We start from the raw sequence: 12183 nt of genomic DNA on the forward strand, positions 1-12183 counted from the left end.
ACGGGGTCTCCAGGCGGGCCGCGCGTTGGCGCGGTATCAATCAATGGCGCTAGTGGCGCATATCCGGGGTGGGGATTGCCAGCGATTTTTATCCCGGCACAGCGCCTCAGACCGCATCGGGACTGTCGATCTGCTCCAGCATCCACTTCACGAAATCACGCACCTTGGGCACTTCTGCCGCGTGTTCCGGGTAGGCCAGGTAATAGGCATCGGTGCTGGGCATTGCATGCTGCCAGGGAATGACCAGTTTGCCGTCGGCCAATTCCTCTTCCACCAGAAACCTCGGCAGCAGGGCGACGCCGCAGCCGACCTGCGCGGCGCGGATGCACATATAAAAGGTTTCGAAACGCGGGCCATGGTAGCTGTGTTCGGTCTGGTAGCCCTGGCTGTCGAACCAGTCGTGCCACGCTTGCGGGCGCGAAGCATTCTGCAGCAGGACCAGATCGGTGAGTTGCGTTGGATCAGACAACGGAGTGTCCGGCAGGCTGCTCGGTGCGCAGACCGGCACCAGCTCTTCGCCGAACAGCTTCAGGCATTCGGTGCCGGGACGTGAGCCCTGGCCGAAATAGAACGCCAGGTCGCTGCGCCCTTGCAGCAGGTCATCGGCCTCCTGCTCGTTGCACAGGTCCAGATGAATCGACGGATGGCGCAGTCGCCAGCCCTTGAGACGCGGCACCAGCCAGCGGGCGCCGAAGGTCGAGGGCGTAGAGACGCGCAGGACTTCGGTTTCGCCGCCGTAGGAACGCAGGTAATGGGTCGACATCTCGACCTGGATCAGGATTTTTCTGACTTCCACCAGGTACAGATCGCCGGCCGGGGTCATCTGCAAACGCCGGCGCACCCGGCGGAACAACAAGTGCTGCAGCAATTCTTCGAGCTGCGCCACCTGCTTGCTGACAGCGCTCTGGGTCAGGTTCAATTCCTCGGCGGCCCGGGTGAAACTCAGGTGCCGGGTCACGGCCTCGAAGCACTGCAACGCGGTGATCGACGGCAAGTGGCGTTTGTTCAGCATGGGCGATCCTTTTCTTGTCTTTCTGCGCAGCATGAATAAACGGAATGATATCTCGCGTAAAGGTCGTTTGTTGCACAGCCTTCCTGACGCTACAACTAAAGGTCTGCCCGGTCGTGAAAACGCGCCCGCACACATTCAGTTTTTTGCTCGAGGAGTGACCCATGGTTGCCGCATTGCTTGATCGTCTAGGTGTGAACCCGGCCCTGTACCAGAACGGCAAAGTGCCGGTGCATTCGCCCATCGACGGCAGCCGCATCGGCGCCGTGAACTGGGAAGGCCCGGCCGAAGTCGAGCAGCACATCAGTCGCGCAGATCATGCGTTCGAACAATGGCGCAAGGTACCGGCCCCGCGTCGCGGCGAGCTGGTGCGTCAGTTCGGCGAAGTGCTGCGTGAATACAAGACCGAACTCGGTGAACTGGTGTCCTGGGAAGCGGGCAAGATCACCCAGGAAGGCCTCGGTGAAGTGCAGGAGATGATCGACATCTGCGATTTCGCCGTCGGGCTGTCCCGCCAGTTGTACGGTTTGACCATCGCCTCCGAGCGCCCGGGCCACCACATGCGTGAAACCTGGCACCCGCTGGGCGTGGTCGGCGTGATCAGTGCGTTCAACTTCCCGGTCGCGGTGTGGGCGTGGAACACCACGCTGGCGCTGGTCTGCGGCAACCCGGTGGTATGGAAGCCGTCGGAGAAAACCCCGCTGACCGCGCTGGCCTGTCAGGCGCTGTTCGAACGCGTACTGAAGAATTTCAGCGATGCCCCGGCGCACCTGAGCCAGGTGATCATCGGTGGTCGTGATGCCGGCGAAGCGCTGGTGGATGACCCGCGTGTCGCGCTGATCAGTGCCACCGGCAGCACCCGGATGGGCCGCGAAGTGGCGCCGAAAGTCGCCGCACGCTTCGCCCGCAGCATCCTCGAACTGGGCGGCAACAACGCGATGATCCTCGGCCCGAGCGCCGATCTGGACATGGCCGTGCGCGCCATTCTGTTCAGCGCCGTCGGCACTGCCGGCCAGCGTTGCACCACGTTGCGGCGCCTGATCGCCCATGAATCGGTGAAAGAAGAAATCGTCACCCGACTGAAGGCCGCGTATTCCAAGGTCCGTATTGGCCATCCGCTGGAAGGTAACCTGATCGGCCCGCTGATCGACAAACACAGCTTCGAAAACATGCAGGACGCGCTGGAACAAGCGTTGAGCGAGGGCGGTCGGGTATTCGGCGGCAAGCGCCAACTGGAAGATCAATTCCCCAATGCTTACTACGTGGCGCCGGCCATTGTTGAAATGCCGGAGCAGAGCGACGTGGTGTGCAGCGAAACTTTCGCTCCGATCCTGTACGTGGTCGGCTACAGCGATTTTGAAGAGGCGCTGCGCCTGAACAACGCCGTGCCGCAAGGCCTGTCGTCGTGCATCTTCACCACTGATGTGCGCGAGGCCGAGAAATTCATGTCGGCGGTCGGCAGCGACTGCGGCATCGCCAACGTCAACATCGGCCCGAGCGGCGCGGAAATCGGCGGCGCGTTTGGCGGTGAAAAAGAAACCGGTGGTGGTCGTGAGTCGGGCTCGGATGCATGGCGCGCGTACATGCGCCGGCAGACCAACACCGTGAACTACTCGCTGGAGTTGCCGCTGGCGCAAGGCATTACTTTCGACTGACAGTTTTCTCAAAAGCTATTGATCGTTCCCACGCTCTGCGTGGGAATGCTGCACCGAACGCTCCGCGTTCGCTTTCGGGACGCAGAGCGTCCCTGACTGCGTTACCACGCAGAGCGTGGGAACGATCTTTTAGGTGTGTTTGGCAGGTTTCTGTTGGAGTCTGGCAATGCCGTTACGCGAAGAATGTCTGTGGGAAAAACTCACGCCGCAACGACCGGATAACACGGCGCTCAGGGGCGAGGTCGAAGTCGATGTCTGCGTGATCGGCGCCGGGTTCACCGGGTTGTCGGCGGCGCTGCATCTGCTGGAAAAGGGCAAGAGCGTTTGCGTGCTCGAAGCCCATCGCGCCGGGCATGGAGGCTCCGGGCGCAACGTCGGGCTGGTCAACGCCGGGATGTGGATTCCGCCGGACGAGATCGAAGCCGGCTTCGGCGAGGCGGTCGGCAGCCAGCTCAACCGCATGCTCGGTGCGGCGCCGGCGCTGGTGTTCAGCCTTGTGGATAAATACAACATCGATTGCCAGTTGCGCCGCGAAGGCACCCTGCACATGGCGCACAACGCCAAGGGTGAGGCGGATCTGCGCAGTCGCGAAGAACAATGGAAACGCCGGGGTGCGCCGGTCGAACTGCTGACCGGCAAGGCCTGTGAACAGGCGACCGGTACGCAGAAGATTGCCGCCGCACTACTCGACCGGCGCGCCGGTACGCTCAATCCGATGGCTTATGTCACCGGGCTGGCCAATGCGGTCATCAGTCTTGGCGGACAGATGTTCGATCACTCCCCGGTCGCGCGTCTTGAACGGCAAGGGCAGAAATGGTCGGTGCAGACCGAGCAGGGTTCGGTGCTGGCCGAACAAGTGGTGATCGCTTCCAACGCCTACACCGAAGGCGACTGGACCGAACTCAAGCGCAACTTCTTTCCCGGTTACTACTATCAGGTCGCTTCGGTGCCGCTCACCGAAGACGCTGCCCATGAAATCCTCCCGGGAGGGCAGGGCTCGTGGGATACCCGCCAGGTGCTGAGCAGCATCCGCCGCGACAAGGACGGCCGTCTGTTGCTGGGCAGCCTCGGCAACGGCAATCAGAAACCGACCTGGTTCCTCAAGGCCTGGGCCGACCGGGTGCAGCAGCATTACTTCCCCAACCTCAAACCCGTGGAGTGGGAATGCACCTGGACCGGGCGCATCGCTTTCACTCCCGATCACCTGATGCGCCTGTTCGAGCCGGCGCCCGGACTGGTGGCCGTCACCGGTTATAACGGCCGTGGCGTGACCACCGGCACCGTGGTCGGCAAGGCCTTCGCCGATTACCTGTGTAACGGAAATCCTCAGGCATTGCCGATTCCCTTCGCACCGATGCAGCCCCTGGCGGGTGTGGGCTTGCGCAGTTGTCTGTACGAGGCGGGGTTCTCGCTGTATCACGCGGGCCAGTGCCTGCGGATCGTCATTTGAGTGTTGAAATATGTTGCCGGAAGCGGCGCTTTTCGATGTAGCGACTAGCCTGTAATGGTGCGGGTTGTAGCAGTCCCGCACCAGCAGTGTGCAGTTCGGTGACGCGGGCTGTTACAGGCTGGTTGCACGTCGTTTGGCGCCGCGGTTGCAATGATGGCGCGTGCGGGTTGCGCCTGAAAAAATAAATGGTTTCACCTTCCGCGGTTTAGACGGTTGCACGCCCAATGAAAATGGGAACGAAACAGTCGAAATAACAAGAAAGCAGCGACTTTTTGAAGAATAAAAAACCGATGGCACGGCCCTTGCTCTGAGCATTCAAGTGAAGTCGCAGTGCCAACTAAAAAAAACCTTGGAGCACCACCTCATGTCCCAGACGTTTTACAAGAAAGGCTTTCTGGCCCTCGCAGTGGCTACTGCGCTGGGTGTTTCTGCGTTTGCACAAGCTGATGTGAAAATCGGTGTGGCGGGTCCGATGACGGGCGCCAACGCGGCATTTGGCGAACAGTACATGAAAGGGGCACAAGCGGCGGCCGACGCGGTCAACGCGGCGGGCGGCGTCAACGGGGAGAAGATCGTCCTGGTCAAGGGCGATGACGCTTGCGAGCCGAAACAGGCGGTGACGGTCGCCAAGGACCTCACCAACCAGAAGGTCGCCGGTGTGGTCGGCCACTTCTGCTCGTCCTCCACCATTCCTGCGTCCGAGATCTACGACGAAGCCGGGATCATCGCCATCACGCCGGGCTCCACCAACCCGCAAGTGACCGAGCGCGGCCTGAGCGCCATGTTCCGTATGTGCGGCCGTGACGACCAGCAAGGCATCGTCGCCGGCGATTACATCGTCGACGTGCTCAAGGGCAAGAAAGTCGTCGTGCTGCACGACAAGGACACCTACGGTCAGGGCCTGGCCGACGCGACCAAGGCTCAGCTGGAAAAACGCGGCGTGAAACCGGTGCTGTACGAAGGCCTGACCCGTGGCGAAAAAGACTTCAGCACCATCGTCACCAAGATCCGTGGCGCCGGCGCCGATGTCGTCTACTTCGGTGGCCTGCACCCGGAAGCCGGCCCGCTGGTTCGCCAACTGCGTGAACAAGGCCTGAAAGACGTCAAGTTCATGTCCGATGACGGCATCGTGACCGACGAACTGGTGACCACCGCCGGTGGCCCGCAATTCGTCGACGGCGTGCTGATGACCTTCGGTGCCGACCCACGCCTGCTGCCAGACAGCAAGACCGTGGTAGATGCATTCCGCAAGGCTGGCACCGAGCCTGAAGGCTACACCCTGTACGCCTATGCATCGGTTCAGACCCTGGCCGCCGCCTTCAACGGCGCCAAGTCGAACAAGGGCGAGGAGGCCGCTGCCTGGTTGAAGAAAAACCCGGTCAAGACCGTCATGGGCGAGAAGACCTGGGATTCCAAAGGCGACCTGAAGGTCTCCGACTACGTGGTCTACCAGTGGGACAAGGACGGCAAATATCACCAGCTGGAAAAACAGAAATAACGGCACCTGATCAACCGGACGCCACATTCCCTGTGGGAGCGGGCTTGCCCGCGATGACGGCCTGACAGTCGACAACTTTGTTGAATGTTCTATCGCTATCGCTGGCAAGCCAGCTCCCACAAGGGGGCTGCGGTTTCCTGTCTGACATTGCTCCGACGTAAATCTGTATTTTTCCTAGAAGAACCGCGCGCCCCAGGGTGTGCAGGTTCTCACTGCGTGAGATTGCGTTATGGATGGTATTTTCCTGCAGCAACTGGTCAACGGCCTGACCCTCGGGTCGGTCTATGGCCTGATCGCCATCGGCTACACAATGGTCTACGGCATCATCGGCATGATCAACTTCGCCCACGGCGAGGTTTACATGATTTCCGCTTACCTGGCGGCAATCAGTCTGGCTCTGCTGGCTTACTTCGGTATTGAATCCTTCCCGCTGCTGATGCTCGGCACACTGGTCTTCACCATCGTGATCACGGCGGTGTATGGCTGGGTCATCGAGCGAGTCGCTTACAAACCCCTGCGCAACTCCACCCGACTGGCACCGTTGATCAGCGCCATCGGCATCTCCCTGATTCTGCAAAACTACGCACAGATCGCCCAGGGCGCCAAACAACAGGGCGTACCCACGCTGCTGACCGGTGCATGGCGTGTCGAAGTCGGTACCGGCTTCGTGCAACTGACCTACACCAAAGTCTTCATCCTGGTGGCCGCATTCGTCGGCATGGGCCTGCTGACCTACGTCATCAAGTACACCAAACTCGGGCGCATGTGCCGTGCGACCCAGCAAGACCGCAAAATGGCTTCGATCCTCGGCATCAACACCGACCGGGTCATTTCCTACGTGTTCATCATCGGTGCGGCCATGGCGGCGTTGGCCGGCGTGCTGATCACCATGAACTACGGCACCTTCGACTTCTATGCCGGCTTCATCATCGGCATCAAGGCATTTACTGCGGCGGTACTGGGCGGGATCGGTTCGCTGCCTGGCGCCATGCTCGGCGGGATCATCCTCGGGATCTCCGAGTCGCTGTTCTCGGGCCTGGTCAACTCCGACTACAAAGACGTGTTCAGCTTCTCGCTGCTCGTACTTGTTCTGGTCTTCCGGCCTCAGGGCCTGCTGGGTCGTCCTCTTGTGTCGAAGGTGTAAGCGATGTCTTCAACCACTACAAAATCCATCGATGTCAAAAAAAGCCTGGTTGAGGGGATTCTCGCCGGTCTGATCGCCCTGATCGTGTTCGGGCCGATTGTCGGCGTGGTACTCGACGGCTACAGCTTCAACCTCGAACCGACCCGCGTGGCGTGGATCATTGCCATCGTCATGGCCGGCCGTTTTGCCCTCAGTCTGTTCCTGCAAACCCCGAAGGGCCTGCGCATTCTCGACGGATTCGAGAGTACCGGTTCCGGCGTGCACGTGCTGGCCCCGGACTACAAATCGCGCCTGCGCTGGATCATCCCGCTGATGATTGCCATCGCCGTGGCGTTGCCGTTCTTCTCCAACTCCTACCTGCTGGGCGTGGTCATCCTCGGACTGATCTACGTGCTGCTGGGTCTGGGCCTGAACATCGTGGTCGGTCTGGCCGGCCTGCTCGACCTGGGTTACGTGGCGTTCTACGCCATCGGTGCCTACGGTCTGGCGCTCGGTTATCAGTACCTCGGCCTGGGCTTCTGGACCGTGCTGCCGCTGGCGGCGATCACTGCTGGCCTTGCCGGTTGCATCCTCGGTTTCCCGGTGCTGCGCCTGCACGGCGACTACCTGGCGATCGTGACCCTGGGCTTCGGTGAAATCATTCGTCTGGTGCTCAACAACTGGCTGTCCCTGACCGGCGGCCCGAACGGCATGCCGGCGCCACTGCCGACCTTCTTCGGTCTGGAGTTCGGCAAGCGGGCGAAGGATGGCGGGGTACCGTTTCACGAGTTCTTTGGCATCGCCTACAACCCGGACGTGAAGTATTACTTCATCTATGCGGTGCTGTTCCTGGTGGTGCTGGCCGTGCTGTACATCAAGCATCGTCTGGTGAAGATGCCGGTCGGCCGCGCCTGGGAAGCCCTGCGTGAAGACGAAATCGCCTGCCGCTCGATGGGCCTCAACCACGTGCTGGTCAAGCTCTCGGCGTTCACCATCGGTGCGTCCACGGCAGGTCTGGCGGGTGTGTTCTTCGCCACCTATCAAGGTTTCGTCAACCCGACCTCGTTCACCTTCTTCGAATCGGCATTGATCCTCGCCATCGTGGTACTCGGCGGTATGGGCTCGACCATCGGTGTGGTGATCGCAGCGTTCGTGCTGACCGTCGCTCCGGAACTGCTGCGCGGCTTCGCCGAATACCGCGTGCTGCTGTTCGGGATCCTGATGGTGTTGATGATGATCTGGCGACCTCGCGGGCTGATCCGCATCAGCCGCACCGGGGTCACTCCACGCAAAGGTGCCATTCACTATGAGAGGACTGCGCCATGAGTGAAGTCGTACTCTCTGTTGAAAAACTGATGATGCACTTCGGTGGCATCAAGGCCTTGAGCGATGTCAGCCTGAAGGTCAAGCGCAACTCGATCTTCGCCCTGATCGGCCCCAACGGCGCCGGCAAGACCACGGTGTTCAACTGCCTGACCGGGTTCTACAAGGCTTCCGGCGGCAAGATCGAACTCAACGTGCGCGGCCAGCAGACCAACGTCATCCAGCTGCTGGGCGAGTCGTTCAAGCCGACCGACTTCGTCTCGCCGAAAAACTTCGCCAGCCGTCTGTATTACAAGATGTTCGGCGGCACCCACCTGGTGAACCGCGCGGGCCTGGCCCGGACGTTCCAGAACATTCGACTGTTCAAGGAAATGTCGGTGCTGGAAAACCTGCTGGTGGCCCAGCACATGTGGGTCAACCGCAACATGCTGGCCGGCATCCTCAACACCAAGGGCTATCGCAAGGCCGAAAGTGATGCGCTGGACTGCGCGTTCTACTGGCTGGAAGTGGTGGATCTGGTGGACTGCGCCAACCGTCTGGCCGGTGAGCTTTCCTACGGCCAGCAACGCCGTCTGGAGATCGCCCGGGCCATGTGCACGCGGCCGCAGATCATCTGCCTCGACGAACCGGCCGCCGGCCTCAACCCTCAGGAAACCGAAGCGCTGAGCGCGATGATCCGGCTGCTGCGCGACGAGCACGATCTGACCGTGGTGCTGATCGAACACGACATGGGCATGGTAATGAGCATTTCCGATCACATCGTGGTGCTGGACCACGGCATCGTCATCGCCGAGGGCGGTCCGGATGCCATTCGAAACGATCCGAAAGTGATCGCTGCCTACCTGGGCGCCGACGAAGAGGAAGTCGTATGACGCAACCCATCCTCGAACTCAAGGATCTGGACGTGTTCTACGGCCCGATCCAGGCCCTCAAAGGCGTTTCACTGCAGATCAACGAAGGGGAAACCGTCAGCCTGATCGGCTCCAACGGGGCCGGCAAATCCACCCTGCTGATGTCGATCTTCGGCCAGCCACGGGCGGCGGGCGGGCAGATCCTCTATCAGGGCGTGGACATTACCCACAAGTCATCTCACTACATCGCTTCCAACGGCATTGCGCAATCGCCGGAAGGGCGGCGGGTGTTCCCCGACATGACCGTCGAGGAAAACCTGCTGATGGGCACCATTCCGATCGGCGACAAGTACGCCAAGGAAGACATGCAGCGCATGTTCGAGCTGTTCCCGCGGCTCGAAGAGCGCCGCACGCAGCGGGCGATGACCATGTCCGGAGGCGAGCAGCAAATGCTCGCCATCGCCCGGGCGCTGATGAGCCGGCCCAAGCTGTTGCTGCTGGATGAGCCAAGCCTGGGGCTGGCGCCGATCGTGGTGAAACAGATCTTCGCCACCCTGCGGGAACTGGCGAAAACCGGCATGACCATTTTCCTCGTCGAGCAGAACGCCAACCATGCGTTGAAACTGTCCGACCGGGCGTACGTGATGGTCAACGGCGAGATCCGCCTGACGGGCACCGGCCAGGAATTGCTGGTGAACGAGGAGGTGCGTAACGCTTACCTCGGCGGTCACTGATCGTTTGAAGTTGTCCACAAGCCCCGATGCGTGAGTGTCGGGGCTTTTTTGCGTCTGCTCGTTCACTGGAAACCACGACTTTCGGGAAATTGTGGAAAACAAAATCGCCAACCTGCCAAAGCGCGACATAAAGCCGCTGCAAATGGCTGTTTTTCCACAGTTTTGACTTGTCCCCGTTTGCTGTGGAGCTGGCTGTGAATAACGTGGGTGTAGCTGGCTGGAAGCCTTTGAATACGTGGCTTTCAGCGCTGTGGTTGTTTTTTGAGCAGTGTGTTTTTGATGGTGGGCAGACCTGTTTGTCAACCTTTTTATGGGAGGACAAAACAGCACGGATGGCTGTGGTCAATCCTGTGGATAAGTCTGTGACTAAACTCTGGAAAGACTCGGCTAAGGGCCGTAATTGCTGGCCTCGCGCAATCATGGCCATGACCGGTCGGTCGTGCAAAATGCCCTGCCCGGCACAACTGGTTGTTCAGGGTCAAGCAAAAAACTTTGCAAATCGCTCGCAAAGCCTTGTGTGGCGCGGCTTTGCGCTTTTCCACTTGCCCCCGGAAACTGTGGAAGGGCTTGTGGATAACGTGCGTGCACATGGCTACAGGCCACGGCGCATATGGCGTAGCGGCCGTTGATCAATTAATGAGCAGGATTCGGTGGTTGCCGGTTAAAGCAGGGCCGGGCATGCTGCCCGCTGATTTTCTATTCCAATGGCTGCCCCGGCGGCCGAAGCAAGGAGAACACGATGTCCAACACCCTGTTTATCACCGGCGCGACCTCCGGTTTTGGTGAAGCCTGTGCCCGTCGTTTTGCCGAGGCCGGCTGGAAACTGGTGCTAACCGGTCGTCGTGAAGAACGCCTCAACGCGCTGTGCGCCGAGCTGTCGAATCAGACCGAAGTGCATGGCCTGGTGCTGGACGTGCGTGATCGCAAGGCGATGGAGGAGGCGATTGCCAACCTGCCGCCATCGTTCGCCAAGCTGCGCGGCCTGATCAACAACGCCGGCCTGGCGCTGGGCGTGGACCCTGCACCGAAGTGCGACCTCGACGATTGGGACACCATGGTCGACACCAACGTCAAAGGCCTGATGTACAGCACTCGCCTGTTGCTGCCTCGGCTGATCGCCCACGGTCGTGGCGCCGGCATCATCAACCTCGGTTCCATCGCCGGTAACTACCCGTACCCGGGCAGCCACGTTTACGGCGCGACCAAGGCGTTCGTGAAGCAGTTCTCGCTGAACCTGCGTTGCGACTTGCAGGGCACCGGCGTGCGTGTCAGCAACATCGAGCCGGGCCTGTGCGAGAGCGAGTTCTCGCTGGTGCGTTTCGCCGGTGATCAGGCGCGTTACGACGCGACCTACGCCGGTGCCGATCCGATCCAGCCGCAGGACATCGCCGAGACGATCTTCTGGGTACTGAATGCGCCGGCGCACATCAACATCAACAGCCTGGAGCTGATGCCGGTGAGCCAGACCTGGGCCGGTTTTGCCATCGAGCGTAACAAGGCTTGATACGGTTTTGCCCTCTTTGCCAGTCTGCTGGCGAAGAGGGCAAATCGGCCAAATTCTGGCAGTAAGGTAGACTCACTCCTCAAGGACCCCACCGCACCCTGCGGTTTTCAAGGTTTTCGAGGAGTCAAAGTGAGTAACCGAGGTGAGCAGTCGCTGCTCAAACAATCGACCATCCTGATGTTCGCCGTGTCGATCGCCGGGATCGCCACCGGTTTTGTTTCGGGTTCCCAGTCCATCCTGTTCGATGGCTTTTTTTCGTTGATTGCAACGTTCATCAAAGTCCTGATGCTGATCACCGCGAAGCTGATCGCCAAGCAAAGTAACCAGCGTTTCCAGTTCGGTTTCTGGCATCTGGAGCCGATGGTGCTGTTGATCGAGGGCAGTTTTCTGTTGCTGATCGCGATCTACGCGTTTCTCAACGGTGTGTTCGGCATCATCAACGGCGGTCGTGAAATCGAGCTGGGGCTGGTGATCATCTACGCGGCGGTGTTCACCGTTGTCGAGTTCGCCTACTTCTTCTACGTGCGTCACCGCAATCGCAAGCTCAAGTCGAGCCTCATCCAGTTCGACAACATCAGCTGGCTGGTGGACGCGATGCTGTCGGTGGGCCTGCTGATCAGTTTCCTCGCGGCGCTGCTGCTCAAGTCCCAGGGTTATGGCGAGTGGGCGAAGTTCGTCGACCCGCTGATCCTGATCGTGCTGGCCCTGACCATGCTGCCGCCGGCCTTCAAGATTCTCGGCCCGGCGCTGCGGGACGTGCTCGGTATTGCGCCGGACACGCTGGACGATCAGGTGCGCCAGGTGATGGATGCGGCCAAGGTCGAGCATGGTTTCGACGACTACGTGTCCTACGTGCAGAAGCACGGGCGGGCGCGGTTCATCGAAATTCATGTGGTGTTGCCGGCGGATTACCGGCTGCAGAGCGTCGGCCAGCTGGATGAGATGCGCGAGGAGATTTCCGCGAAGCTGGGCAAGCCGGACGCGGCGCGCTGGCTGACCATCAGCTTCACTGGCGACAGGAAGTGGATTGCCTGAC

General features: G+C 60.5%; 11 protein-coding genes. 10 read left to right on the forward strand and 1 reads right to left on the reverse strand.

Annotated features, from left to right (window positions below):
- Positions 1-106 precede the first annotated feature (106 nt).
- Positions 107-1012: a LysR family transcriptional regulator gene (locus ABFB52_RS03875; protein WP_085746517.1), complete on the reverse strand. Its 906-nt coding sequence runs from the start codon at positions 1010-1012 to the stop codon at positions 107-109.
- Between the two features lie 161 nt (positions 1013-1173).
- Between ABFB52_RS03875 and ABFB52_RS03880 the strand changes: the two genes are divergently transcribed.
- From ABFB52_RS03880 to ABFB52_RS03925, 10 genes are all read left to right on the forward strand, one after another.
- Positions 1174-2664 carry an aldehyde dehydrogenase family protein gene (locus tag ABFB52_RS03880; protein ID WP_007950668.1) on the forward strand — a complete coding sequence of 497 codons (1491 nt, stop codon included), beginning with the start codon at positions 1174-1176 and terminating at the stop codon, positions 2662-2664.
- Positions 2665-2830: 166 nt separating this feature from the next.
- Positions 2831-4114 carry an FAD-binding oxidoreductase gene (locus ABFB52_RS03885; protein ID WP_129973461.1) on the forward strand — a complete coding sequence of 428 codons (1284 nt, stop codon included), beginning with the start codon at positions 2831-2833 and terminating at the stop codon, positions 4112-4114.
- 364 nt (positions 4115-4478) lie between these two features.
- The gene (locus ABFB52_RS03890) at positions 4479-5612 is read left to right on the forward strand and encodes an ABC transporter substrate-binding protein (RefSeq protein WP_039766703.1); all 1134 of its coding nucleotides are present in this window, start codon (positions 4479-4481) and stop codon (positions 5610-5612) included.
- Positions 5613-5841: 229 nt separating this feature from the next.
- On the forward strand, positions 5842-6756 hold the full coding sequence (locus tag ABFB52_RS03895; RefSeq protein ID WP_039766704.1) for a branched-chain amino acid ABC transporter permease: 915 nt from the start codon (positions 5842-5844) through the stop codon (positions 6754-6756).
- 3 nt (positions 6757-6759) lie between these two features.
- Positions 6760-8061, forward strand: a complete 1302-nt coding sequence (livM, locus tag ABFB52_RS03900; protein WP_129973462.1) for a high-affinity branched-chain amino acid ABC transporter permease LivM — start codon at positions 6760-6762, stop codon at positions 8059-8061.
- Entirely contained in the window at positions 8058-8930 is an 873-nt protein-coding gene (locus ABFB52_RS03905) for an ATP-binding cassette domain-containing protein (protein WP_007950657.1), read from the forward strand. Before livM ends, ABFB52_RS03905 begins: the two co-directional genes overlap by 4 nt.
- Positions 8927-9643, forward strand: coding sequence for an ABC transporter ATP-binding protein (locus tag ABFB52_RS03910; protein ID WP_102716973.1), 717 nt, complete (start codon positions 8927-8929; stop codon positions 9641-9643). The genes ABFB52_RS03905 and ABFB52_RS03910 overlap by 4 nt, the downstream gene beginning before the upstream one ends.
- 194 nt (positions 9644-9837) lie before the next feature.
- Positions 9838-10272: a hypothetical protein gene (locus ABFB52_RS03915; protein ID WP_178082626.1), complete on the forward strand. Its 435-nt coding sequence runs from the start codon at positions 9838-9840 to the stop codon at positions 10270-10272.
- A 110-nt stretch (positions 10273-10382) separates the two neighbouring features.
- The gene (locus ABFB52_RS03920) at positions 10383-11147 is read left to right on the forward strand and encodes an SDR family oxidoreductase (protein WP_129973463.1); all 765 of its coding nucleotides are present in this window, start codon (positions 10383-10385) and stop codon (positions 11145-11147) included.
- Positions 11148-11276: 129 nt separating this feature from the next.
- Positions 11277-12182: a cation diffusion facilitator family transporter gene (locus tag ABFB52_RS03925; RefSeq protein WP_129973464.1), complete on the forward strand. Its 906-nt coding sequence runs from the start codon at positions 11277-11279 to the stop codon at positions 12180-12182.
- Position 12183: the final 1 nt, after the last annotated feature.

Source organism: Pseudomonas sp. 9.2(2024) (assembly GCF_039695385.1).
Taxonomy (GTDB): Bacteria; Pseudomonadota; Gammaproteobacteria; order Pseudomonadales; family Pseudomonadaceae; genus Aquipseudomonas; species Aquipseudomonas paraglycinae.